The sequence below is a fragment of the Streptomyces sp. NPDC057474 genome (genome assembly GCF_042802555.1).
GTDB lineage: Bacteria > Actinomycetota > Actinomycetes > Streptomycetales > Streptomycetaceae > Streptomyces.
This window is the reverse complement of record NZ_JBHVDX010000112.1, coordinates 1-23,541: the sequence shown is the minus strand read 5'-3', so window position 1 is coordinate 23,541 and position 23,541 is coordinate 1. Positions and strand designations below refer to the sequence as shown.

General features: G+C 70.0%; 20 protein-coding genes and 1 pseudogene. 3 read left to right on the top strand and 18 right to left on the bottom strand.

Annotation, left to right across the window (positions count from 1 at the left end):
* The 16 genes from ACFU53_RS27600 to ACFU53_RS27525 all read right to left on the bottom strand — a co-directional run bounded on the left by ACFU53_RS27600 (window position 1) and on the right by ACFU53_RS27525 (window position 19,126).
* On the bottom strand, window positions 1–1,086 hold the full coding sequence (locus tag ACFU53_RS27600; RefSeq protein WP_383997844.1) for a pectinesterase family protein: 1,086 nt from the start codon (window positions 1,084–1,086) through the stop codon (window positions 1–3).
* Window positions 1,087–1,199: 113 nt separating this feature from the next.
* Window positions 1,200–2,507, bottom strand: a complete 1,308-nt coding sequence (locus ACFU53_RS27595; RefSeq protein WP_383997821.1) for a polysaccharide lyase family 1 protein — start codon at window positions 2,505–2,507, stop codon at window positions 1,200–1,202.
* Window positions 2,508–2,647: 140 nt separating this feature from the next.
* The gene (locus ACFU53_RS27590; RefSeq protein ID WP_383997817.1) at window positions 2,648–3,454 is read right to left on the bottom strand and encodes a rhamnogalacturonan acetylesterase; all 807 of its coding nucleotides are present in this window, start codon (window positions 3,452–3,454) and stop codon (window positions 2,648–2,650) included.
* Between the two features lie 113 nt (window positions 3,455–3,567).
* Window positions 3,568–4,914 carry an ABC transporter substrate-binding protein gene (locus ACFU53_RS27585; RefSeq protein ID WP_383997814.1) on the bottom strand — a complete coding sequence of 449 codons (1,347 nt, stop codon included), beginning with the start codon at window positions 4,912–4,914 and terminating at the stop codon, window positions 3,568–3,570.
* A 75-nt stretch (window positions 4,915–4,989) separates the two neighbouring features.
* On the bottom strand, window positions 4,990–7,011 hold the full coding sequence (locus ACFU53_RS27580) for a pectinesterase family protein (protein WP_383997811.1): 2,022 nt from the start codon (window positions 7,009–7,011) through the stop codon (window positions 4,990–4,992).
* A gap of 33 nt (window positions 7,012–7,044) precedes the next feature.
* Entirely contained in the window at window positions 7,045–8,655 is a 1,611-nt protein-coding gene (locus tag ACFU53_RS27575) for a family 43 glycosylhydrolase (RefSeq protein WP_383997841.1), read from the bottom strand.
* Between the two features lie 5 nt (window positions 8,656–8,660).
* On the bottom strand, window positions 8,661–9,542 hold the full coding sequence (locus tag ACFU53_RS27570) for a PmoA family protein (protein ID WP_383997808.1): 882 nt from the start codon (window positions 9,540–9,542) through the stop codon (window positions 8,661–8,663).
* Window positions 9,542–10,732 carry a Gfo/Idh/MocA family protein gene (locus ACFU53_RS27565; RefSeq protein ID WP_383997838.1) on the bottom strand — a complete coding sequence of 397 codons (1,191 nt, stop codon included), beginning with the start codon at window positions 10,730–10,732 and terminating at the stop codon, window positions 9,542–9,544. Before ACFU53_RS27565 ends, ACFU53_RS27570 begins: the two co-directional genes overlap by 1 nt.
* A gap of 5 nt (window positions 10,733–10,737) precedes the next feature.
* Window positions 10,738–12,045 carry a polysaccharide lyase family 1 protein gene (locus tag ACFU53_RS27560; protein WP_383997805.1) on the bottom strand — a complete coding sequence of 436 codons (1,308 nt, stop codon included), beginning with the start codon at window positions 12,043–12,045 and terminating at the stop codon, window positions 10,738–10,740.
* Window positions 12,042–12,944, bottom strand: a complete 903-nt coding sequence (locus ACFU53_RS27555; protein WP_383997802.1) for a carbohydrate ABC transporter permease — start codon at window positions 12,942–12,944, stop codon at window positions 12,042–12,044. The genes ACFU53_RS27560 and ACFU53_RS27555 overlap by 4 nt, the downstream gene beginning before the upstream one ends.
* The gene (locus tag ACFU53_RS27550) at window positions 12,941–13,876 is read right to left on the bottom strand and encodes a carbohydrate ABC transporter permease (protein ID WP_383997799.1); all 936 of its coding nucleotides are present in this window, start codon (window positions 13,874–13,876) and stop codon (window positions 12,941–12,943) included. Before ACFU53_RS27550 ends, ACFU53_RS27555 begins: the two co-directional genes overlap by 4 nt.
* A gap of 244 nt (window positions 13,877–14,120) precedes the next feature.
* Complete coding sequence (gene araD, locus ACFU53_RS27545) at window positions 14,121–15,860, bottom strand: L-arabinonate dehydratase (protein WP_383997796.1); 1,740 nt, start codon at window positions 15,858–15,860, stop codon at window positions 14,121–14,123.
* Window positions 15,857–16,768: a dihydrodipicolinate synthase family protein gene (locus ACFU53_RS27540; RefSeq protein WP_383997793.1), complete on the bottom strand. Its 912-nt coding sequence runs from the start codon at window positions 16,766–16,768 to the stop codon at window positions 15,857–15,859. The genes araD and ACFU53_RS27540 overlap by 4 nt, the downstream gene beginning before the upstream one ends.
* A gap of 96 nt (window positions 16,769–16,864) precedes the next feature.
* Window positions 16,865–17,539, bottom strand: a complete 675-nt coding sequence (locus ACFU53_RS27535) for a GntR family transcriptional regulator (protein ID WP_383997790.1) — start codon at window positions 17,537–17,539, stop codon at window positions 16,865–16,867.
* A 164-nt stretch (window positions 17,540–17,703) separates the two neighbouring features.
* Entirely contained in the window at window positions 17,704–18,453 is a 750-nt protein-coding gene (locus tag ACFU53_RS27530) for an MBL fold metallo-hydrolase (protein WP_383997787.1), read from the bottom strand.
* 79 nt (window positions 18,454–18,532) lie between these two features.
* The gene (locus ACFU53_RS27525) at window positions 18,533–19,126 is read right to left on the bottom strand and encodes a TIGR03086 family metal-binding protein (protein WP_383997784.1); all 594 of its coding nucleotides are present in this window, start codon (window positions 19,124–19,126) and stop codon (window positions 18,533–18,535) included.
* A gap of 167 nt (window positions 19,127–19,293) precedes the next feature.
* Here ACFU53_RS27525 and ACFU53_RS27520 point away from each other — a divergent pair.
* Both ACFU53_RS27520 and ACFU53_RS27515 read left to right on the top strand, forming a co-directional pair.
* Window positions 19,294–19,595 (top strand): annotated as a pseudogene (locus ACFU53_RS27520) (MFS transporter); the annotation flags it as partial.
* 33 nt (window positions 19,596–19,628) lie between these two features.
* Complete coding sequence (locus ACFU53_RS27515) at window positions 19,629–20,240, top strand: dihydrofolate reductase family protein (RefSeq protein WP_383997781.1); 612 nt, start codon at window positions 19,629–19,631, stop codon at window positions 20,238–20,240.
* A 40-nt stretch (window positions 20,241–20,280) separates the two neighbouring features.
* Here the strand turns inward: ACFU53_RS27515 and ACFU53_RS27510 are convergent, their stop codons facing one another.
* Window positions 20,281–21,447, bottom strand: coding sequence for a hypothetical protein (locus ACFU53_RS27510; protein WP_383997779.1), 1,167 nt, complete (start codon window positions 21,445–21,447; stop codon window positions 20,281–20,283).
* Window positions 21,444–22,400 (bottom strand): 5-dehydro-4-deoxyglucarate dehydratase, encoded by a 957-nt coding sequence (locus ACFU53_RS27505; protein WP_383997777.1) that lies wholly within the window; start codon window positions 22,398–22,400, stop codon window positions 21,444–21,446. Before ACFU53_RS27505 ends, ACFU53_RS27510 begins: the two co-directional genes overlap by 4 nt.
* Before the next feature lie 241 nt (window positions 22,401–22,641).
* On the opposite strand from ACFU53_RS27505, the gene ACFU53_RS27500 reads away from it, so the two are divergent.
* Window positions 22,642–23,451, top strand: coding sequence for an NAD-dependent epimerase/dehydratase family protein (locus ACFU53_RS27500; RefSeq protein ID WP_383997774.1), 810 nt, complete (start codon window positions 22,642–22,644; stop codon window positions 23,449–23,451).
* The last annotated feature ends 90 nt before the right edge of the window (window positions 23,452–23,541 follow it).

Below are 23,541 nucleotides of genomic sequence, written 5' to 3'. Positions count from 1 at the left end.
TCAGCACCTCTCCCACGGGGTCCAGTCGCCGAGATACGCCTCGCGGGTGGCCGCCGCGGCTTCCACGGCCGTGAGTTGGGGCCGGTTCTCCGGTACGGAGACGACGGCGCCCGGTCCGGTGTTCCGGTACTCGGCGAACCGCTGGTCCTGCCAGGGGAAGCCCGACGACATGTTGGTGTAGGGCGCGACCGCGTCGATCCCGGCACCGAGGCGGGTCTCGCGCACGGTGAGCATGGGCCGGGCGGTGGTGTCCGAGCTGGGCACCCAGGGGCGGGCCAGCTTGTAGTAGGCGTCCGGGGCCTCGCTGGTGATCCGGCCGCCGACGACCAGACAGCCGCGCGGATTGGCACCCGCCGTGGAGGGCGCGAAGACGAACCCGTACGGGGCGGACGACAGATCGGTCCTGGTCAGGGTGTGGAAGTGGCAGCGCTCGAAGACGGCCGTGGCCCGTCCGAAGACGAAGTCCACGTCCCCCTCGACGTAGCAGTCGCGGAAGTACTGCCGGGCGAAGGTGCCGAGCGCCATCGAGTCGGCGTACAGCGTGTCCTGATGCCCGAGGAACCGGCACCGCAGGAACGCCGACCGGTCGCCCTGCACCTTGATGGCGACGGCCTGGGTGCCAGTGATCCCGGGGTGGTCGGCGCGCAGCCAGTCGTTGGCGAAGGTGATGTCTTGCGCCGTGAACCCGTCGGCCTGCACCAGGGTCGTGGCGGACCCGGTGGTGCCGTACGTGCCACCGCCGGGTTTCGGGGTGCCGGCCGCGTTGTCGTACACGATCACGATGTCCCGGGCGTTCCCGGAGGCCCCGATCCAGGTCATCTCCGTACGGGCGACACTGACGGCGACGGTCTCCCGGTACACGCCCGGCGCGACGACCAGCGTGTACCCGCTGCCGCTCACGGCGGTCACGGCGCCCTGGACGGTGGTGAAGTCACCGGCGCCGCCGGCGTCCACGTACAGGGTCTGCGCGCTGAGCCGGGCGGAGGGCGACCCGTACCGCCCGAAGACCCGACGCCCACGGGCGGCACGGGTGGCATGGGCGGCACGGGCGTGGGGCGCGACGCCGAGCGTGAGCGCGGCACCGATGCTCGCGGCGAGGAAGGATCGTCTAACAAACGTTTGGCCAGAGAGCGGTCGTCCACCAGACGTTTGGTCAGGGACCGACCGCTGCCTACCGAACGTCTGGTCAGAACCGGCCATCAGCAGACCTTCCCGGCGCCCGCGCGGTTCGCGACGATGCCCGGCACGGCGCGCGGCGAGTCGACCTTGGTCCGCAGGGTGGGCGTCCAGCCGGCGCCGGACTGGAGGGTCTCCGAGGGGATCTCGGCGTTGTGGACGGCGATGAGGTCCGTCAGCTTGCCGTTGACGTAGTTGTTCTCGGCGGTGAGCGGGGACTCGTTCCACTTCTTCAGGGCCTTGCCGACGCTCGTGCCGGCCGGCAGCGTGATCGCGTTGTCGCTGGCGTGCAGCTGCGAGGAGATGCCGACACCGAAGATGTAGTAGTCGTCCGTCTGCTCCTCGGTGACCACGTAGTGGTTGTTGTAGACGTCGACCTGTCCGAACCGCACGCGCGGGGAGCGCTGGAGAATCCCGTCGAAGCGGTTGTGGTGCATGGTGACCTTGAGCTTGCCGCCGTCGGTGGTGGCGAGGCCGTCGCCGTTGCCGATCAGCATGTTCTTGTCGTGGTTCTGGAAGCGGTTCCAGGACACGGTCACGTAGTTGGAGCCGCGCACGATGTCCGTCAGCCCGTCGTGCTGCTGGAAGACCTTGCCGAAGTAGACCGGCCGCTCGCTGTCGGGGTAGCGCCCGTCGGTGAACGTGTTGTGGTCGAGCCACACGTGGTCGGTGCCGTAGACGACCACGGCGTCGTACTCGGAGTTCCAGTTGCCGGTCCTGTTGTCGTCGGTCGGGTCCCACTTGGGGAAGCAGTCGAGCGGGGCCTCGATGGTGAGGTTGCGCATGATGACGTTCGAGACGCCCTTGATCTGCAGGCTGCCGCCGAGGATGCCGGAGTTCTTGCCGACGCCGACGATGGTCGTGTTGCTCGGGATGTTGGCCTTGATCTCCGAGTCCTGCTTGGCGGCGGAAGCGACCCGCGCGTCCTCCTGGGGACCCATGGCGACCTTGTCGTTGCCGTAGACGGCCGGGTCGTAGTCCTTGAGGTACTGCTGGAGGTCGTAGCCGCCGGCGACGAAGGCCTCGCACCCTTCGGAGACGGCGTCGATCATGCCCTTGACCTTGATGATCTTCGGCGCGTCACCGCCGTCCCTCAGCGCGGCCTTGAACTCAGCCCAGGTGGTGACGGTGTACACGTGCTCGGTGTCGGCCGCCGAGCCACCGGTGGTACCACCCTCCGCCGACCCCCAGCCGTCACCCGTACCGAGAACCTGCCGGCCGAGGTCGCGCCCCTGGGACTGGGCGACGCCGGTCCCGGTGACCCCGAGCACCAGCGCGGTGCAGCCGACGACGGATGTAATGACATGGGCATGCCAGATGCGAGGACGCATGGATGCGCTTCCTTTCAAGACAAAGGGGATATTACGCCCCGTCAGGGGCGCGGACGGACTGTGTCGATTTGCGGCTCCGCCGCGCGGGCGCGACCAGCCACGACGGGGCGCCGGCCGAAAACCGGCCTGCAAGCGGAGCGCTACGCCTCGGGCCAGGTGATCCAGGAGTCGGGCACCTCTTCGTCCGAACGACGAACATCCCGCGGCGAAAGCACCCGGCGCCGAAGCAGCTCAGAGACGACCAACCGCGCCACGGCGATGGCCCCCGGCGGGTTGAAGTGCGTGTTGTCCTGCTCGGTCTCGGTCCAGTTGAAGTACTTCTTGGTCTCCTCGACCCCGAGCTTCTGCCACAACGCGATGGACAGCGCCTGGATGTCGAGGAGCGCGACACCCTCCTCCGCGGCGAGAGCGATCGCCGCTGCCGGATAGTCGCCATGGGTCGGCACGGCGTTGCCTTCCGCGTCGAACTTCCTGCGCTCGACGGAGGTCGCGAGCACCGGCCGGGCCCCTCGGGCCCGCGCGCCGTCGATGTACTGACGCAGGTAGTCCTGGTAGGTCGTCCACGGCTCGGTGTACCGCGTGGGATCGGCGACCTTGGAGTCGTTGTGCCCGAACTGGATGACGAGGAAGTCCCCGGGCCGGATGGCTTCGAGGATGACGTCGAGTCGCCCCTCGTCGATGAAGCTCTTCGAACTACGGCCGTTCACGGCGTGGTTGGAGACCTTCAGCCCCGACCGGAGGAAGAACGGAAGTGCCATGCCCCACCCCGTCTCGGGAGCGGCGTCGGCGTACTTCTGCGCGGCGGTGGAATCACCGGCGACAAAGACCGTGCGCTCACGACGGCCCCCGCCGGGCGAAACCGCGGCGGACGCGGGCCCCGTGGCGGCGACGGCGAGCGGAACAGCGGCGAGCGCCGCGGTGGTGACCTGTCTACGGGTGAGTGACACGTGCGGGTGCCTTTCTCAACAGTGGGTACCCCCGCGCCCCAAAGGGGCGCGGGGAACTGCGCGGCCAGCCACGGCGGACCCACAGCCGGCCACGGACAGAGCGGACCGGGCTCCTAGCCCTTCTGCTCATTCCATTCGGCTTGCGCCTTGTTCAGCTGATCGGCCAGCGAGTCCAGGAACTCCTTCGCGCTGCTCTGCCCGTCCATCACCTTCTGGAAGGCCGGCTCGTTGTCGGTCTTCGAGATCGTGTTCCAGTCCGGCAGGTAGTACGGCAGCTGCACGATCGTCGTGGACCCGTCCGTCAGCGCGGCGGCGGCCAGCTTCGTCGGCTCGGCCTCGGAGATCCAGCTGTCCTTCGCGGCGTCGTTGTTCGCCGGCACCTGCCCCGCCGACTTGTTGAACTTGGAGTTCTCCTCGTGCGAGGTGGCGAACTCGATGAACTTCCAGGCCGCTTCCTTGTTCTTCGAGCTCTTGAACAGTCCCAGCCCGTCGACCGGGTTGGAGACCTGGACCCGCTTGCCGCCGGGGCCGGTCGGCTGCGGGATGCCCCGGAACTTGTCGACGCCGAACGCCTTCACGTGGTCCTGGTAGGAGCCCAGGTTGTGGTTGAGCATGCCGATGGTGCCGGAGTCCCACTGGGCGACCATCTTGGTGAAGTCGTTGTTGAGGTCGGCGGCCGGCGTGACCTTCTTGTAGAGGCCGACGTACTTCTCCAGGGCCTCGACGTTCTTCGGGTCGTTGACCGTGGTCTTCTCACCGCCGGCGTCCCAGAACGAGGTGATCCCGGACTGCCCGTACATCGCGTCCAGCGCCTGGGCGATGGAACCGGCACCACCGCGGATGGTGTAGCCGAACTTGTTCTTGTCCTTGTCGGTGAGCTTCTCGGCGGCCGCGTAGAACTTGTCCCAGTCGGTCGGGTCCGCCAGGCCCGCCGCCTTGAACAGGTCGGTGCGGTAGTAGAGGACACCGTTGTTGGCGGAGGTCGGGATCGAGTAGAGGGCGTCGCCGCCGCCGGCGGACTTCAGCGACTCGACCATCGCCTCGTTGAGCTTGCCGTTGAGGGAGGACTTGGAGAGCCGGTCGTCCAGGGGCTCCAGCGCGCCCTGCGCGGCGAACCCGGCGGCCATGGCCGCGCCGACACCGCCGACGTCCGGGAGGCCACCGCCCTGGAGGGCGGTGTCGACCTTGGACTGGTACTCCGTGGAGGCGATCCCGACGTACTCGACGTCGATGTCCGGGTTGGCCGTCTCGAAGTCGGCGATGATCTCCTTCCAGATGTCGGTGCGGACACCGCCGTTGTTGTCCCAGAAGACGATCTCGCCCTTGCCGCTGCCCTCTGAGCCCTTGTCGCCGCCCGCGCCACTGCCGTCGTCACCGCAGGCGGTGGCGGTCAGCGCGAGTACGGATCCCAGGGCGATGGCCGCGGCGGCGCGCCTGCTTCTGCGATTGCTGATCTTCATTGAACGGCTCTCTTCTTCTGGATACGAGGGTTATGAAGTTGTGGGGGGTCTGTGCTGTCTCCGGGAGCGGACTTCTCAGCGGCCGGCCCGCCCGAGATGCGGCGCCCAACCGTCCGTCCCCGCGAGGTACTTGGTGACCGTGTAGGTCGAGGCGTCCGAGCCGTCGAGCTGCGGCCGGTCGGCGGTCACACCGGCCCCCGGCCCGTACGTCCGGTACTCCGTGAACCGCGCGTCCTTCCACGAGAAACCGCTCATGTCCGTCCACGGCGACGACTTGATCGCGGCGGGCAGCTCGGTGTCCCGGAACAACACCTGGGCGACGGCGTTCGGCTCGCCGCCCGGGTGCCAGGGCCTGCCGAGGTGGTACGTCCCGGCGGGCGCGTCACTGACGACCTTCGACCTGGTGATCAGGAAGCCGTAGGGGTTGTCCTTCCAGGTGGAGGCAGCCGTGATGTAGCCGTTGTTGCTGTCCGAGCCGCGGCTGAGCGCCTTGATCAGGGAGCGCTCGATGACGGTCGTGGCGCGGCCGTAGATGAAGTCGACATCGCCCTCGATGTACGAGTCGCGGATGTAGACGCGACTGATGACGTCGAGCTTGGGGCTGTCGGTCATCAGCGTGTCCTGGTTGCCCAGGAAGGCCGTGTTCTCGAAGACGATCCGGTCGCCGGTCGTCTTCACCGCCAGCGCCTGCTCGCCGTTCAGCTCGTGCGCGGCCTCGTCGAAGTCGTTGCTGAAGGTGAGGTTGCGGGCGGTCACGTCACTGGCGAGGATCCGCACGGTGGCACTGCCGTTGGAGCCGCCGTACGCGGCGGGCGTGTCGTGGACGATGACGGTGTCCGAGCGATCCTGTCCAGTCCCCTGCAGCACCAGGTTCGGCTTGTTCGCGGGGACGAGGACCTTCGCGCGGTAGGTGCCGGGCGCGATGCGGAGAGTGACCGTGCCGTCGTTGCCTGCGGGTACGGCGTCGACGGCGGCCTGGACGGTCGGGTAGTCACCGGGGACGTTCAGCACGGTGTTCGTGCCGAGGCCCTTCTGCGGGCCGGAGAGGCGCGTGACCAGCGCGGGGACGGCGGCGGCCGGGTCGAGCCGGTAGGCGTAGAAGTCCTTCGGGTCGAAGGCCGTGCCCCAGGCGTCCTGCCGTCCGCCGACGTTCTTCAGAATCGACCCGCGCTGCACCAACTCGGCGGTGGCGTCGGCCTGATACGGGTGCTGTACCCCGTCGTAGTAGCTGTTCTCGATCACCATCCTGGTCTTGCCGCGCGACCAGTTCCCGTACGTCCACACGGGGTCGCCGTCGGCCACCTGCGCCGAGAGGTAGTTGTTGTAGAGGTGGGCGTAGGCGCAGTTGTCGGCGGAGGGATTGCGCTGCTTCGTACCGGTGAACCAGTTGTGGTCGATGGTGATCTCGGTCTGGACGTTGGTCGTCCAGCCGATGCCCAGCGCCTTGTTGTGGTTCTTGAACTGGTTGTAGGAGACGGTGACGTACCGGCTGTCCTTGCGGATGTCGAGGAGCCCGTCGCCCATGCGCTCGAAGCGGTTGTGGTCGATCCAGACGTGGTCGACGGTGTCCATCTGGATCGCGTCGAAGTCGGTCGTCTTGCCGTCCCAGTCGCCCTCGACGTAGCTGTCGCGGATCGTCAGGTTGCGGATGATGACGTTGCTGGTACCGGGGTTGAGGTGCAGCTCGCCGTGGACGATCTCGCCGGTGCCGCCGACGCCGATGATCGTCTTGTTCGAGGTCACGACGATGTCCGAGCCGAAGGGCTCGACGTCGATCGCCCCGGCCACGCGGATGACGTACGGCTCCTCGGCGGACGCGTACTGCGCCAGCGAGGCCTGGTCGGTGACGGTCACGACCTTGCCGCCCGCGCCACCGGTGGTGCCGCCGTCGAGGGAGGCGAAGCCGTGCGGCCGGTCGGTCCACCGGGATGCCGCGAAAGACCGGGAGGCCTCGGCAGGCCGGGCGGCGGTCCCGGCAGGCTCGGCGGCGGCTTCCGCCGGGGTGAACGCGCCGACGACGAACGAGGCGATCAGGGCGGTGACGGCGGCGAAGGCTCTCCCTCGGTGCGACAAGCGCTTGCTACGGAGGTGCGTCATTGCGGCTCCCAACAGGCGTACGAAGACTGGGGGTCAGGCGGTCGTGGCTCGCGTGGCGGTGATCCGGAACTGCGTGAACGTGGCCGCCCCGGCGTGTCCCCCGCCGGTGGGCGCGACCGCGAAGAGGCCGAGCAGGGCGCCGACCCAGCGCCAGGGGGTGGCGGCGAAGACCTGTCCCGAGGACTCCCACCCCTCCCCCACGTCGTAGGAGAACCGGCAGCGTGCCCCGGCCGAGGTCTCGATCCGCAGCCGTGCCCGCCCCTCGGGTGCCGGACGCGGATGGTCGGCGTCACGTTCCCGCTCGGCGACGGTCTCGGCGAACCGGTGGACGAGGTGCACGGTCCCGTCGGCCCCTCGCTGGAGTCCGATCCAGCGAAACGCGTCCCCGAGCACGGCGAGCCCGGCCCGTGCCCCCGGCTCCTCGCTGTCGAGCCGCAGCTCGACCTCGATGACCGCCGGGATCCCCGGCAGCCGCTGTGTGAGCACATTCGCCAGTTTCCGCAGGTCGTGTGCGTGCACGGAGCGCACGCACGTGAGCCGCAGCCCGTCCCCGGAGTGCTGGGTGGCCCAGCCGTCCTGGGGGTTCGCGGTCCACTGCCACTGGCGTCCGAAGCGGCCGCCGGGGAAGTCGTCGTCGGTGGCGGGCGCGGCGGGCGGCTGCGGCGGCAGCTCCGGCTTGCGGTGGACGGCGACGGGGGCGCCCTCGTCCCCGAGCACGGGCCAGCCGTCCGGACCCCAGCGCATCGGCTGGAGATGGACGACCCTGCCGTACGCGCCCCGCTGCTGGAAGTGCAGGAACCAGTCCTCGCCGGCCGCCGTGCGCACCCAGCCGCCCTGGTGCGGCCCGTTGACCCCGGTGTCCTTCTGCTCCAGGGCGATCCGTTCCTCGTACGGCCCGAAGAACTCGCGGGAGCGGAACACGCCCTGCCAGCCGGTCTCCACTCCCCCGGCGGGAGCGAAGATCCAGTACCAGCCGTCGTGGCGGTAGAGCTTGGGCCCCTCCAGCGTGAACCAGCCGGGGAGCCGGTCCGCGTCGACGACGACCTTGCCCTCGTCGAGCAGCCCGGTGCCGTCGGGCCGCATGCGGTGCCCGGTGAGCCGGTTCTTGATGCCGGAGCGGGACTTGGCCCAGGCGTGCACGAGGTACGCCTCGCCGGTCTCCTCGTCCCACAGCGGGCAGGGGTCGATCAGCCCCTTGCCCTCCTTGACCAGGTGCGGCCGGGTCCAAGGGCCCCTGATTGCGGGGGCGTTGACCTGGTAGATGCCGTGGTCGGGGTCGCCCCAGAAGATCCAGAACCGGTCGTCGAAGTGCCGCAGCGAGGGCGCCCACACCCCACAGTCGTGGCGCGGGACCTTGAACTCGGCCGCCGGTTCGAGAAGTTGGAGCGCGTGGCCGACAAGCGTCCAGTTGACCAGGTCCCGGGAGTGGAGCAGGGGAAGGCCCGGGGCCCGGCCGAAGCTGGAGGCGGTCATATAGAAGTCGTCGGCCACGCGCAGGACATCGGGGTCGGACCAGTCGGCGTCGAGGATCGGGTTTCGGTAGGTGCCGTCGCCCTGGTCGGCGGAGAAGACGGGCGCGGTGGTGGTGACGGCGGAGGCGCCGACGGACGTGGCAGCGGTGGTGGCGGCGGACGCGCCGGACATCTCGCTCACGGGCTCACCGCCTTCCGTACGAGGGCCGCCGCCTCGCCCCGGTCCAGGGTGCCGTCGGCGACGACGGTGACGACCCGGCGTACTGCCGTCTCGCCCGGCTCGATCGGGAGGCGCTCGGTGTGGGCGAGGGAGGAGCCGACGCCCGGGTACTCGTCGGCGCGGACGAACCACGGGTCGCGGCGGGTGGTGACGGTGGCCCCCGCGAAGACGAGCGTCCATTCTCCCCCACTCTCGGCTCCGCTCGAGCGGGGGGACCCCCAGCCGGCCAGGGCGAGCCAGTCGGCGCGGCGGCCGTGGACCTCCGACTCGCCCTCGGCGTCGGCGGTGAAGACGCGGGGTGCCGCGGCCTCCTTGCGGGCCCGCCAGAAGAAGCCGCCGTACGCGGCGCCGGGGCGCCCGTTGGTGGCGGGGCTGCCGATCGACACCGGGGCTTCGGTGATGTTGGTGAGGGAGAAGGTGAAGTCCAACGCCCAGGCGGAGTCGGTGAGTTCGGTGGCCGCGACCGTACGGCGCTCGCGCAGCAGCTCATCGCCGGACGCCACCCAGCGCAGCTCCTCGACGAAGCCGTCGGGGTCGCGCAGCTGGAAGGCGGTGTGGCGCTGGGAGCCGTGGTTGTCGAGCTCGGTCGGGCCCTGGTCGCGGACGTAGGTCCGCCCGCCCCAGAAGTTGTGCCCCTCGACGTCGGGAACGGCGACACCGACGCCGAGGTGGTGGAGGTGGTCGGCGGGGCTCAGCTCGGTCACCGCCGTGCCGGACAGGGTGGTGACGGGATGCAGATAGGGGCGGGGCGAGAGCCGCTCCGGCACTTCGGGCCGGGTGAGGTAACGGCCCACCGGACGGCCCGCCACCCGCAGGACCAGGGACTCGTCGGTCGTCATCAAGTGCTCACCTCTTTCGCCGGTGCTGCGGGGAGCGCCCAGGAGGCGCCCAGTTCGGAGTAGAGGGCGAGGTTGTCGGCGGCGGCCGCGACGAGGCCGTCGATGCCGTCGACGACCCGGCGGTCCTCGTCGGGCAGCTTGTGCCAGGCGCCGGCCGGGAGAGCGATCGGGTCCGGGGCGACGCGGATCGCCTCGACGACCTTCATGAACGCGCCGGTCGTGTCCGGCGGGACCAACAGATCGGCACCGTCGACGAGGTGGTCGACGAGGTTCTCCAGCAGGTCCGTGCGGTCGTACTCCATCTCCTCCGGGCCGTGTCCGGCCCGCTGGACGAGCACGCGGTCCTGCTTGTACCAGAAGGTGATCCGGCCGCTGGTGCCGTGCACGACGTTGTACGGCTCGTCCGGGTCCTCGGCGCACAGCGTGGCGGCGACGGTGATCCGGCCGCCGTCGGCGGTGGTGACCCGTACGCACGAGGTGTCGTCGGACTCGATGTCGTTGGCGCGCAGCAGCTCGGTCTCGATGGCGGTGACGTCCTCGGCACGGCCCGCGCCGGCGAGCGCGAGCCCGGTGGCGACGGCGTGTGCAAGGGGGTTGGTGAGCACCCCGTCGATCACGTCCACGCCGTTCAGACGCCGCTTGCCGGCCCACGGCGCCCGCCGGTAGTACGCCTCGGCGCGGGCCCAGGCCCCGGCCCCTCCGATGCCGACGACCTCGCCGATCAGGCCCTCCGCGACCATCTTCCGGATCGCGGGCACGGCGTGCGAACCCAGCGACTGGAAGCCGATCTGGCAGACCACGCCGGCTTCCGCGACCCCGTCCGCCATCCGGCGGAACTCGGCGTACGACGGGGCCGGCGGCTTCTCCAGCAGCACGTGCACGCCTCGCTCGGCCGCCGTCAGCGCCAGGTCGGTGTGGGTGGGGATCGGGGTGCAGATCACGGCGATCGCGGCACCGGTCGAGTCGAGGAGCGCCCCGAAGTCGGCGGACTGCTCGGGCGTGCCGAGGCCGTCCGGGATCTCGTCCGCGCCCAGCGGGGTCAGCTCGCAGATCCCGGCGAGCCGGACGATCCCCTTGTCCTGCAGCCGACGGATGTTCTCCAGGTGCCAGCGGCCGTGGCCCCGGGCACCCGCGAGGACGAGCGGAAGCGGGGTGTCGTACGAGGTGGTGTGCCGGTTCTTCGGGTTCATCGGGTTCATCGGATCCTCCCTGCGCCCGCGCCGCGTGCCACCTCTCGGTCGGCCTTCCCGGCGCTGTCGATCTTTTGGTGCAGGGTAGGCGTCCAGCCCACGTCGGCCGTGAGATCACGCTCGCTGCCGGAGTTGTAGGCGTTGTGGATGGCCAGGAGATCCACCGGATAGCCGTTGAAGAGGGTGCCCGTCTGGTGCACGGCGGTGCCGTTCCAGCTCTTCACCAGGTCGGCGACCTCGACGTGCCCGGGTGTGGTGAAGGCGTTGTTCTCGGCGTACACGGCGGACTCGGTGGAGACGCCGAGGGAGTAGCGGTAGTCGTGGGCGTCGGCCGGGACGACGTACCGGTTGTTGTAGAGGTGCACCTGGCCGAAGCGGACGCGCGGCGCGCGCTGCACGACGTTCTCGAACTGGTTGTGGTGCAGCGTCACCCGGAGTTTGCCCCGGTCGCCGGTGGCCGTGTCCCCGTTGCCGATCAGGATGCCCTTGTCGTGGTCGACGAAGCGGCTCCACGAGACGGTGACCAGGTCGGAGGCGTTGGTGATGTCGAGCAGGCCGTCGTGGCGGAGGTAGTTGCGGCCGAAGTGGGTCGGCTCGTCCTCGTCGGGGTGGCCCTTGTCGGAGATCGTGACGTGGTCGATCCAGACATGGCTGGAGCCGCGCACCCAGATGTTGTCGTACGCCGTCTTCCAGTCGCCGAGGCCGCCGGTGTTGGGCTGCCAGACGGGGAAGCAGTCGTAGGCGTCGCGGAGTTCGAGGTTGCGGACGATGACGTTGTCCGCGCCCTCGAGCTGGAGGCTGGCGCCCTTCAGGACCGCCGACGCACCGAGGCCGACGATGGTGGTGTTGGAGCCGACGGCCAGTTCGATCCGCTCGGCCTGCTTCGCCGCCGACGCCTGGCGGGCCTCCTCCTGGGGGCCGCCGGGCTTGCTGGAACCCCAGGTGCGCGGGTCGTACGCGGCCAGGTACGCCTTCAGGTCGTAGCCGTCGGTCGCGTAGTCGGCGCAGTCGAGCCTGTCACCGTCGTCGGCGGTGTTGGCGTCGACGGTCCCCGCGATCCGGATGATCTTCGGGGTGGCGCTGCCGCCGTCGAGTGCGCGGACCAGCTCGCTCCGGGTGCGTACGGTGAAGACATGGGCGTCGTCGGCGATGGAACCCCCCGTGGTACCACCGTCGGCCGCCGCCCAGCCGTCGTCCGTCGCGAGCCTGTCCCGGCTGATGTCCCGGGACTCGGCCCCGGCCGGGGTGGTGAGCGCGAGGCCCAACACCCCCGCGAGGGCGACGAGTTGAACCACTCTCCCGCGTATGGTCATCCCTTCACCGCCCCGGCGCTGAAGCCCGTGATCAGCCACTTCTGGATGAAGGCGAAGACGATGACCACCGGTACGGCGGCGATGATGCCGCCGGCCGCCAGCGCGCCCAGGTCGACGCTGTCGGCGCTGAGCAGGGTGTTGAGGCCGACCGGGATGGTCTGCTTGTCCTGGTTGCTGAGGAACATCAGGGCGAACAGGAAGTGGTTCCAGGAGTGCACGAAGGCGAATGAGCCGACGGCGATCAGACCGGGCCGCAGCAGCGGCAGCACGACCACCCGGAACGCGGTGAACCGGTTGCAGCCGTCCACCCAGGCCGCTTCCTCCAGCGTATACGGCACGTTCTTGATGAAGTTGCTGATCAGGATGATCGACAGCGGCAGTTGGAAGACCGTCTCGGCGAGGATGACACTGCCGAGGGAGTTGATCATCCGCAGCTCGGCGAAGATCTGGAACAGCGGGACGAGGAGCAGCGCGCCCGGGACGAACTGGGAGCACAGCAGCGCCAGCATGAACCCGCGCTTGATCTTGAAGTCGAAGCGGGCGAGGGCGTAGCCGCCGGCCAGGGCGACGAGCGTGGTCATCAGCAGGGTGACGACACCGACGAGCACGCTGTTCTGGAAGTAGACGCCGAAACTGCGCTCGTTCCACACCTTCTCGAAGTGCTCGAACGTGATCGGCCACGGCACCAGCGAGGTCGAGCCCGGCTTGCGCAGCGCGAAGAGCAGGATCCAGTAGAAGGGGACGAGGGTGAAGACCAGGTAGATCCCCAGCGGCAGGTAGATCTGCCAGCGCGGGGCCTCGTCCCAGGCGCGGCGGACCTTGCCCGGGCGCGGCGGGGGCTCCTCGGCAGCGGGCGCGGGCCGCGGCGGAGCGACCTTCTCGGCGTCCTTGGTGATCACTTGGACTCGCCTCCGAACTTGCTGAGCCGCAGATAGACCATCGAGCAGAAGAGCAGGATCACGAACGCGACCGTGGTCAGGGCGGACGCGTAGCCGAAGTTGTGGGCGTCGACCGAGGTGTTGGCGATGTAGAGGGGGAGAGTCGTGGTCTCACCCGCTGGTCCGCCACCGGTCAGGGTGTAGAGGAGGTCGACGTTGTTGAACTCCCACACCGCACGCAGCAGCGTGGAGAGGATGATCGCGTCCTTCAGGTGCGGCAGCGTGATGTGCATGAACTGCCGGATGCGGCTGGCGCCGTCGACCTCGGCGGCCTCGTACAGGTCCTTCGAGATGGACTGGAGGTCGGCGAGGATGAGGATCGCGAAGAAGGGGACACCGCGCCACAGGTCGGCGACGATCGCCGCCGAGAAGACGGTGGAGGTGTCGGAGAGCCAGCTGGTGCCGTACTCACCGATGCCCATGTCCGCGAGGTAACGGGTGATGCCCGTCTGGGAGTTGTAGAGGAGCACCCAGATCGCGGAGGTCAGCACGCCGGAGACGGCCCAGGGGGAGAAGACCAGGGCGCGGCCGACGGCTCGGCCGACAAACGTTTGGTTGACGATGAGCGCGAGGGCGAGACCGAACAGCAGCTGCAGCGAGACCTCGACGACCACCCACTTGGCACTGAAGACGAGGGTGTCCCAGAACAGGGGGTCCTCGGTGAAGGCGTGGACGAAGTTGTCGAAGCCGGCGAAGCCGTTCCGCCAGGGCTTGGTGGGGTTGTAGTTCTGCAGGCTGTAGTAGAAGACGCTGATGACCGGGTAGGCGATGAAGCCCAGCATGAGCAGGGCGGCCGGGGCGATCAGCAGGTATGGCAGCCTGCGCGGTGTCGCGGAGGCACGGCGCCGCCGGGGTGGCGCGGGCGGTTTCGCCACGGCTGCGGCTTGGGCCATGACTGGGTCTCCGTTTCTCGGTACGTCGTCGTACGTCGTCGTGCGTTCGTGCGTTGTCCGTGGTTCGTGGTTCGTGGTTCGTGGTTCGTGGTTCGTGGTTCGTCGCGCAGGAAGCGCTTTCTCGATGTGCAGGGGTGTGCCGGTCGCGCGGTACGGGTGCCACCTGCGGTCTGTGGCGTGTGCGGGTGCGTTGTGGCTGGTCGCGCAGTTCCTCGCGCCCCTTGAGGACCCGGGGTCCCGTCGTTCAACCCGCGTACGGGTCCGGTACCTTGCCCGGTCTGGCCAGGAACTCGAAGTCGCAGCCGGTGTCCGCCTGGGTGATCTGGTCGTTGTAGAGCGCGCCGTAGCCGCGCTCGTAGCGGGTGGGAGGCGGGGTCCACTCCGCTCGGCGGCGCTCCAACTCCTCGTCGTCCACATTGAGTTGGAGAGCGCGTGCCTCGACGTCCAGGGTGATGGAGTCGCCGGTGCGCACGAGGGCGAGGGGCCCGCCGACGTACGACTCGGGCGCCACGTGCAGCGCGCAGGCGCCGTAACTCGTCCCGCTCATCCGGGCGTCTGAGATCCGCACCATGTCCCGGACGCCCTGCCTCAGCAGATGGTCCGGGATGGGCAGCATCCCGTACTCGGGCATGCCCGGTCCGCCCTTGGGCCCGGCGTTGCGCAGCACCAGCACGCTGTCGGCGGTGATCCCGAGGGACGGGTCGTTGATCGTCCGCTGCATCGTCCTGTAGTCGTCGAAGACGACCGCCGGACCGGTGTGCTTGAGCAGGTGGGGCTCTGCGGAGATGTGCTTGATGACCGCGCCGTCCGGGCAGAGGTTGCCGCGCAGGACGGCGACCCCGCCTTCGCTGGCGACCGGGTTGTCACGGGTCCGGATCACGTCGTCGTTGTGCACGAGCGCGCCGTCGAGCTGCTCGCGCATCGTGTCGTACGAGACGGTCGGCCGGTCCAGGTGCAGCAGGTCGGTGATCCGGGACAGGAAACCGGGGAGGCCGCCGGCGAAGTGGAAGTCCTCCATCAGGTACCTCTGACCGCCGGGCCGGACGTTGGCGAGCACCGGGACGGTACGGGCGATGCGGTCGAAGTCGTCGAGGGTGAGCTTGACGCCCGCGCGGCCGGCCATGGCGATGAGGTGGATGACCGCGTTGGTCGAGCCGCCGAGTCCGAGGACGGTGGTGACGGCGTCCTCGAAGGCGTCGGCGGTGAGGATGTCGTTCAATTTCCGGTCCTTGTGGACCAGTTCGACGATCCGGAGGCCGGCGGCCGCTGCCATGCGGTCGTGCCCCGAGTCGACGGCCGGAATGCTGGACGCTCCCGGGATCGTGACCCCGAGCGCCTCGGCGGCGGCGGTGAGCGTGGACGCCGTACCCATCGTCATGCAGTGACCCGGCGAGCGCGCGAGACCGGACTCCAGCTCGGTCATCTCGCAGTCGCCGATCAGCCCGGCGCGCTTGTCGTCCCAGTACTTCCACATGTCGGTGCCGGAGCCGAGGACCTCGTTGCGCCAGTGCCCCGGCAGCATCGGCCCGGCGGGCACGAACACGGCCGGCAGGTCGACGGAGGCCGCGCCCATGAGCAGCGCGGGTGTCGACTTGTCGCAGCCGCCCATCAGGACGGCCCCGTCGACCGGGTACGAGCGGAGCAGCTCCTCGGTCTCCATCGCGAGCATGTTGCGGTAGAGCATCGGCGTCGGCTTCTGGAAGGTCTCGGAGAGGGTCGAGACCGGGAACTCCAGCGGGAAGCCGCCGGCCTGCCACACGCCCCGCTTGACCGCCTGCGCGCGATCCCGGAGGTGCACATGACAGGGGTTGATGTCGGACCAGGTGTTGAGGATCGCGATGACCGGCTTGCCGAGGTGCTCCTCGGGGAGGTAGCCGAGCTGGCGGGTGCGGGCGCGGTGGCTGAAGGAGCGCAGACCATCGGTGCCGTACCACTGGTGGCTTCGGAGTTCTTCCGGCTTCTTCACGTCGACCGGCTTCTTCATATCGACCACCGGGCGGCTATGGCGGCGACCTCGGCGCGTTCGCCCTCGGGCAGGTGTCTGCTGGGGGCCCGGACGTCGCGGCGGCAAAGGCCGAGGGAGGCGAGGGCCTCCTTGACGACGGTGACGTTGTTGGCGGAGCCGTTGGCGGCGCGCAGCTCCTCGAAGCGGCGGATCTGCTCCCAGACCTTCATGGCCGCCGGGAAGTCACCCGATCGAAGCGCTTCGATCATGTTCAGCGAGACGGCCGGGGCGACGTTCACCAGCCCCGAGGTGAAGCCGGTGGCGCCGGCTGAGAAGTAGGAGGGCGCGTACGGCTCGGCGAGCCCGGCCACCCAGACGAAGCGTTCCAGGCCGGCGTCGCGGGCGAAGGCGGCGAAGCGTGCGGCGTCCGGGACGGCGTACTTGACCCCGATCACGTTCGGGCAGGTGTCGGCGAGTTCGGCGAGCCGGACACCGGTGAGCTGCGCGTTGCGGATGTAGGGCACGACGCCCAGCTCGGGCACGGCCTCCGCGATCGCCCGGTGGTAGTCGACCCAGCCGTCCTGCGACACGTACGGGTGCACCGGCTGATGGACCATCACCATCTGCGCCCCGGCCTCGCGGGCGTGCTCTGCGGAGGCGATCGCGGTCGGCACGTCGTGCCCGACGCCGACCAGGATCACGGCCCGGTCGCCGACCTCGTCCATGGTCAACTCGGTGACGAGGCGGCGCTCTTCGGGGGTGAGGGCGTAGAACTCGCCGGTGTTGCCGTTCGGGGTGAGGGTGGTGATCCCTCCGTCGAGCAGCCGACGCAGCAGGGCCCGGTGGGCGCCCTGGTCGACGGTGCCGTCCTCGGCGAACGGAGTCACCGGGATGGCCACCACGTCGGCCAGGGCCGTCCGTTGGGTCTCGAACGTCACGCTGCTCATTGATGACCTTCCTCTGCAAGGACTTCTTGGAGGACTACGGAGGGCTGGCGGTCCGCCGCGTAGCGCGGGCTCGCCGTGCCTCGTGGACTCGGGGGCTTACTGGGCCTGCTGAGCTTGCGGGGTCTGCTGTTCCTCGCGGGCCTCGGGGAAGGCCCGTTCGACGAACGAGGCGATGTGCGCGTGCAGGGCGGCGGCCGCGCCGTCGGCGTCGCCGTCGAGGGCGAGCCGCAGGATCTCCCGGTGCTCGGCGGCCTCCCGTTCCCAGGAGGGGTTGGCGGCCCACGCGACGGCCGACACCAGGGCGGCCTGGTCGCGCACCTCGTCGAGCATCCGGCCGAGCAGCGGATTGCCGCACGGCACGTACAGCGCGCGGTGGAACTCCCGGTTGGCCAGCGACCGTTCGGCGGTGTCCGTGGCCCCGTCGGCCCTGGTCAGCGCATCGCTCGCCGTGTTCCACGGGACACCGCGTCGCACCGAGCGTCGCAGGGCCTCCGGCTCCAGGAGCAGCCGTACGTCGTAGACCTCGCGCGCCATGTCCGCGTCCACCATGCGCACCGTGACGCCCTTGTACTGGTTCATCACGACGAGCCCGGTCCCGGCCAGCGTCTTGAGCGCCTCGCGCACGGGCGTCTTGGACACCCCGAACTGCGCGGCCAGTTCGGTCTCGACCAGCGCCTGACCGGGCGTCAACCGACCGGTGAGGATGCGGTGTTTGATCCCCTCCAGCACGAACTGCGTGCGGGACGGGATCGGCGTGGGCACAGAGGTCATGCGCGCCTCTCGGATCTCACGTATGGGATCTCAGGTATGGGATCTCACGTATCGCGTCTCATATATGACGTACGAAGTACGACGCGTTGAAGGTAGGAGGGGCCCCGTGTTTCGTCAATGCTTCTGACAAAAGAAGATGTGCCCGCCGTCACATGACCGTGCCGTCACACGATCTTGGTGTCGCCCTCACGCGCGCTCTCGGTCGGCCCGCCGAAGACGACGGCTGCCCGCCCGGTCGCCCCCTCCGGGGTGAGCGACGGCCCCACATGTGTGATCAGCAGCCGGCTCGCGCCCTTGGCGTACGTCCCGGCCTCCTCCGGCGTGAGATGCACCCGGGGTTCGCTTCCGCGATGTGTGTCGACGTCCGCCTCACACAGGAACAGGTCGGCGCTGGCGGCCAGCCGGCTCAGCGCGTCGCACGGGCCGCTGTCCCCCGAGTATGCGAGCACCCGCCCCTGGCACTCGGCGCGCAGCCCGTACGCCTCCACGTCGTGGACGACGGCGCGGGCGGTGAGGGTGAGGTTCCAGTGCCGGACGGAGTGGCCGTCGTACAGGGGCCGGAAGTCGAAGACCCCGTTCAGGAACGCCGTGTCCGACCGCCCGAAGAACCCCGCGAGGCGCTCGGCGCAGTCGCCGGGCGCGTAGACGGGCAGCGGCGCGGGCAGGGTGAGGCCGCCGTACGCGAACCCGTACATCGCGGCCACCAGATCCGCGCTGTGGTCCGCGTGCAGATGGGAGATCCAGATCGCCGTGAGCCGGGTGGGATCCGTGTGCCGCTGCAACTCGGCGAAGGTCCCGAACCCCGCGTCCACCCATATCTCGGCGCCCCCGCCGCGCAGCAGATACCCGGAGGCGGGCCGGCCCGGGCGGGGATGCGGAGAGGCGGTGCCGAGGACGGTCAGGCTCAGGGGCATGTTCGGGAGCGTACGGACGCGGGCGAGGGCGCGCGCCGAGTTTGTGCGTTCTTTCGTGGGGTTGTCCGTGGAGTGGCTCCTATGGCTTCCACTTCGGATCACGTCCGCTCAACCCGATCACGCGGTCGAGCAGCGGCGCGTCGTCCGGCACGGGCACCACGGGGCCGAAGATCTCGCCGCGCGCCGGGTCGTCGGCAGAGGCGGCGAGGAAGGAGTGCGTCGCGGCGAGAGCCGCCGGGTCGGGTTCGTACGCCTGTCCGGTCGCCCGCGCGAGGTCCCAGCCGTGCACGACCAGCTCGTCCACCGCCACGGCCCCGGCGACGGCGCCCGGCAGCGACACCCCGCCCGCCCGGGTCTCACCCGTCCACGCGGCCGGGTCCCGCCAGGCCTCGGCGAGCTCGTCGAGCGCCTGCGGCAGAGCCTCGCGCCGGCCCGGCCCGATGTCGGGCACCGCCGCCTGCGGGTCGGTGTCCGTCGTGGGCCCCAGATCCTTCCGGCCCGCGTCACGGAAGGCGAAGGCCAGCCCGAGCAGATGCCCGAGGAGGTGGTGCACGGCGTACTCCGGACACGGGGTGGGGTCGGAGAGCTGGTCGTCGCGGACGGCCTGGCCGAGACGGGCGACGATTCGGGCCTGGGGAGTGAGGTCGAGGGGGGTCGGGGCGTGGTCGGTCATGCGGTGCTCCTCGGAAGCGCGCCAAGAGTGCGGGTCTGCCTTGCTATCGGTAGACCCTCGACGTCCCGAGAACTCATCGCTCGCCACGCACCCACCCCTCCCGGCGACGATTCCTGGGGCATCCGCCCGATCCGTGCGACGGGGCCTCAGCACCACGATCACCAGCCATGACATCCACATCCACGACACGAACGGCATGGACGACATGGCCGGTGAGGCGTGTCCTCGGGGACCGCGACGCGGGGCTGTATCCGGCCGGGGTGGTGGTCTCGGGCCTCGGTTCGTCGGCGATGTGGCTGGTCGCGGGCGTCGGGGTCAAGGACCTCACCGGCTCGGACGCGCTGGCGGCGCTGTGCGCGTTCGCCCGTGGGCCCCGCTCCTCGGCGGCCCCGTCCTGGGCACCCTCGCGGACCGCCCCCACCGCCGCGCCCTCCTCATCGCCACCAACCTCGCACTGGCCGCCCTCCTACGCCATCGCTGACAAGTAGGAGACCCTGTACGCATGGGCAAGGTGGTCTGCGACATCACGGTCTCGGTCGACGGCTACTCGGCCGGGCTCAACCAGACGGAGGAACGCCCGTTCGGCGATGACGGCGGCGACGGCACGGGCGGCGAACTGCACGCCTGGATGTTCGACACTCCCGATGAGAACCGGGCCGAGATCGACCGGATGGCCGCCGCAAAGGCGTTCATCATGGGGCGCAACATGTTCGGCCCGGTGCGTGGCGAGTGGGACCGGCGGTGGAACGGCTGGTGGGGCGACGATCCGCCGTTCCACGCACCGGTGTTCGTGCTCACGCACCACGCGCGCGAGCCACAGCCGATGGACGGCGGCACCACGTACCACTTCGTCACCGACGGAATCACATCGGCACTTGCACGGGCATGCGCGGAGGCCGGCGACGGCGACGTCGCGATCCAGGGCGGCTCGACCACCATCAACCAGTACCTCACCGCCGGCCTGATCGACGAGCTGCGGCTGCACGTCGTGCCACTCACGCTCGGCGCCGGCACACGCCTGTTCGAGGGCGTCCCGCCGCTGAAACTGGAACAGGTGACAACACGGCAGGCAAGCCTGGTCACCCACGTGACCTACCGCGTGTTGTCGACCTGAGCCGGAGCCGAAGGGCGTCGTCGCGACCACCCGTCTCGGCTCAACCCACCGCCGTCAACGCCTCCCGCACCGCCGCCAGGTCCTGGTCCGAGGCCAACCCCGCGTGGTACAGCCGCAGTTCCGTCGCCCCCAGTTCCACCGCCCGCCCCGCGTCCTCGGCCAGCGTCACCGGGCTGCCGCCCATCCCCGACACGATTCCGAAGTTGGCGGCCAGCACGGCACCCTCCGCGCCGACCTCGGCGAACGCGGGGAGCAGCCCCGGTCCGCCCGCGCACGGCACGACGACACCGTCAGCCACGCCCAGAATGTGCGCGGGGTCGACTCCGGGGTTCGCCCCGCAGTGGTACGCCACCGGGTCCGCGTGCAGCAGTACCTGGAAGCCCTCGGGTGCGGCGGCGCGTACCGCCTCGACCGCCGCCTCCTGGAGCGAGCGCGCGATCGCGTCGCGCCACTCCCGCGTGCCCGCCGCCCGCTCGGCACCGAGAAACTTCTCGACAGCCGGCCAGCCCTCGTCTGCGGCCTCGCCCCGCCACAACGGCTCCAGCGCCTCCCGCACGGCCGCCGCCAGCGCGTCGGGGTCCAGCCCGACCCCGGCATACCCGCCCCGGCACGTCCCGCAGAAGCACAACGCCATCAGGTACTGCCCGGCGTCGCCGAGCCCGACCCCGCCGGTCTTGTCGTGGGCGTGCAAGTGCTGAAGTCCGTACCAGCCGAGCGACTCCAGCTCCGTGCCGCGCGCGCCCGGCCGGACCGCCGCCTCCACGGCCAGGTCGACGAGGTACCCACGGGTCGCCTCCTGCGCGACACAGGGCGCCCACGGATACCGGTCCCCGTAGGCGTTGACCACGGAGGTCGAGGGATGCTCGGCGCCCAGGCGGGAGTTGTGCGCGAGGACGACCCAGGTGTGCACCTCCAGACCGGCGGCGGCCAGAGACTCGGCCGCCTCCCCGAACGCGTCGCCGGGTGCCCACTCCCCCGCCGCGTACGGCCGTAGCGTACGGCCCTCCCAGCGCGCACCCGGCGGGTACAGCACGGCCGCGTGCTCGGCGGTGACGATGCGCTGCCGGGGGTGGCGGGGGGTGAGCGCACGCGTGGAGTGGTACGCGGAGGCGAGCGTCGCCTGCCGCACGCCCAGCCCCGCGATGCGCTCCGCGGCGGCCGGATCCCCGTTGACGTCCCATGGGTAGACGAACGTCGACGCCTTCAATTGCCCTCCTGGCACTCTTCCAGCAGCGCGTGGCCGCGCTCGATCAACTGGCCCAGCTGCTTGACGTGTTCCTCGGCCGGCTCGTGCAGCGGCGGCCGTACTTCTCCCACGTCCAGCCCCCGTAGCCGTACCCCGGCCTTGACCAGTGACACGGCATAGCCGCGTCCCCGGGCCCGGAGTTCGACGAAGGGGCGGTAGAAGCCGTCGAGCAGCCGTTCCACGATCGCATCGTCTCCCGCGCCGAGCGCCCGGTGAAACGCGAGGGCGATCTCCGGTACGAAGCAGAAGACGGCCGACGAGTAGAGGGTGACCCCGACGGCCCGGTAGGCGGGCTGGGTCAGCTCGGCGGTCGGCAGGCCGTTGAAGTAGAGGAAGTCGTCCGGGCCGGGGGCTTCGCCGCGCACCGCGCTGACGATCCGCGTCATCAGGTCCAGGTCGCCGAGGCCGTCCTTGAGGCCGACGATCCCGTCCGTGCGGGCCAGTTCGACCACGGTCTCCGGTGTGAAGACCGCGTTGTCGCGCTGGTAGACGATGACCGGGAGGGAGGTCGCCGCAGCCAGTTCCCGGTAGTGGCGCAGCAGCCCTTCCTGGGCGGCCACGACCAGGTACGGCGGCATGGCGAGCAGGCCGTCGGCGCCGGCCTCCGCGGCGAGACGCGCGTAGCGCACGGCGAGGGCGGTGCCGTAGCCCGCGCCGGCCACGACGGGCACCCGGCCGGCCGTCTCGGCGACGGCGGCCCGTACGCACTCCTGGAACTCCTCGGGCGTGAGCGCGTGGAACTCGCCGGTGCCGCAGCAGGCGAAGACCGCGGCCGCCCCTGCCTCGACGCCCTGGCGGACGTGCGCGCGATAGGCGTCGAGATCGACCGCACCGTCCGGGCCGTACGCCGTGACAGGGAAGAACAGCGGTCCGCTGGGGACCCTGAGCCGGGCGGCGAGAGGGGCTGACGTCACGGGCTCTCCCAAGTCCACGGGCTCTCCCAAGGTCCATGTCACTGATCAGTGTTTACATTTCTGAACAAGACCACGCTAAGGCGCCTCCTTGTGGCCGGTCAAGCCGGACAACCCGCACCGCACCAGCGATTTCACGCCTCGGCATCACACTTGACGCACGGGACCCACACTCCCTAGCGTGTCCATGAATGTGAATGTCGGACGCCCATGTGCACAGCTGGCGATGCAAGGAGATCCACGGATGCCCGCTCCCCGCACCGTTCTGCTCACCGGCGCCGCCGGTGGACTCGGCACCCTGATGCGGGACCTGCTCCCGGCTTACGGCTACGAGCTACGCCTCCTGGACCTGCTGCCCGTCGAGGGCGAGCCGGAGGCGATCACCGCCGACCTCGCCGACAGGGAGGTCCTGCGCGAGGCCGTACGGGGCGTCGACGCGATCATCCACCTCGCGGGCATCTCCCTGGAAGCCTCCTTCGAGAAGATCCTCAAGGCGAACATCGAGGGGACGTACAACCTGTACGAGGCCGCCCGCGAGGAGGGCGTGCCCCGTTTCGTCTTCGCCTCCTCCAACCACGCGGTGGGCTTCACGCCCCGCCCGCAGGGCCAGGATCCGCTGATCCCGATCGACACACCGCACCGCCCCGACACCTTCTACGGCCTGTCCAAGTCCTTCGGCGAGGACCTGGCCCAGCTCTACTGGGACAAGCACGGCCTGGAGACGGTCTCCGTGCGCATCGGCTCCTGCTTCCCCGAGCCCACCAGCGTCCGCATGCTCTCCCTCTGGATGAGCCCGGCCGACGGCGCCCGCCTCTTCCACGCGGCCCTGACCGCCGAGCACGTCGGCCACACCGTGGTCTACGGCTCCTCCGCCAACACCCGCCTGTGGTGGGACCTCTCCACCGCCCGCGCCCTCGGCTACGAGCCGCAGGACGACTCCGAGCCGTACGCCGAGAAGCTGATCGCCGAGCAGGGCGAACTGGACCCCGTGAACGTGGCCCACGCCAACCTCGGCGGCCACTTCGTGAGCGACCCGCCGATCTGGCCGTACTGAGCGACCGGGGCTTACCTGGGTTCGTACGTCATACGGGATACGAGGGCCGTAGCGACGTACGGTAAGGAGCGGGCGGGCACCGAACGGGCC

Bases quoted from the DNA above. Each gene is read 5' to 3' on its own strand.
- ACFU53_RS27595 (WP_383997821.1), bottom strand. From the start codon at position 2,507: ATGCGTCCTCGCATCTGGCATGCCCATGTCATTACATCCGTCGTCGGC.
- ACFU53_RS27585 (WP_383997814.1), bottom strand. From the start codon at position 4,914: ATGAAGATCAGCAATCGCAGAAGCAGGCGCGCCGCCGCGGCCATCGCC.
- ACFU53_RS27580 (WP_383997811.1), bottom strand. From the start codon at position 7,011: ATGACGCACCTCCGTAGCAAGCGCTTGTCGCACCGAGGGAGAGCCTTC.
- ACFU53_RS27575 (WP_383997841.1), bottom strand. From the start codon at position 8,655: ATGTCCGGCGCGTCCGCCGCCACCACCGCTGCCACGTCCGTCGGCGCC.
- ACFU53_RS27570 (WP_383997808.1), bottom strand. From the start codon at position 9,542: ATGACGACCGACGAGTCCCTGGTCCTGCGGGTGGCGGGCCGTCCGGTG.
- ACFU53_RS27565 (WP_383997838.1), bottom strand. From the start codon at position 10,732: ATGAACCCGAAGAACCGGCACACCACCTCGTACGACACCCCGCTTCCG.
- ACFU53_RS27560 (WP_383997805.1), bottom strand. From the start codon at position 12,045: ATGACCATACGCGGGAGAGTGGTTCAACTCGTCGCCCTCGCGGGGGTG.
- ACFU53_RS27550 (WP_383997799.1), bottom strand. From the start codon at position 13,876: ATGGCCCAAGCCGCAGCCGTGGCGAAACCGCCCGCGCCACCCCGGCGG.
- araD (WP_383997796.1), bottom strand. From the start codon at position 15,860: ATGAAGAAGCCGGTCGACGTGAAGAAGCCGGAAGAACTCCGAAGCCAC.
- ACFU53_RS27540 (WP_383997793.1), bottom strand. From the start codon at position 16,768: ATGAGCAGCGTGACGTTCGAGACCCAACGGACGGCCCTGGCCGACGTG.
- ACFU53_RS27535 (WP_383997790.1), bottom strand. From the start codon at position 17,539: ATGACCTCTGTGCCCACGCCGATCCCGTCCCGCACGCAGTTCGTGCTG.
- ACFU53_RS27530 (WP_383997787.1), bottom strand. From the start codon at position 18,453: ATGCCCCTGAGCCTGACCGTCCTCGGCACCGCCTCTCCGCATCCCCGC.
- ACFU53_RS27525 (WP_383997784.1), bottom strand. From the start codon at position 19,126: ATGACCGACCACGCCCCGACCCCCCTCGACCTCACTCCCCAGGCCCGA.
- ACFU53_RS27515 (WP_383997781.1), top strand. From the start codon at position 19,629: ATGGGCAAGGTGGTCTGCGACATCACGGTCTCGGTCGACGGCTACTCG.
- ACFU53_RS27500 (WP_383997774.1), top strand. From the start codon at position 22,642: ATGCCCGCTCCCCGCACCGTTCTGCTCACCGGCGCCGCCGGTGGACTC.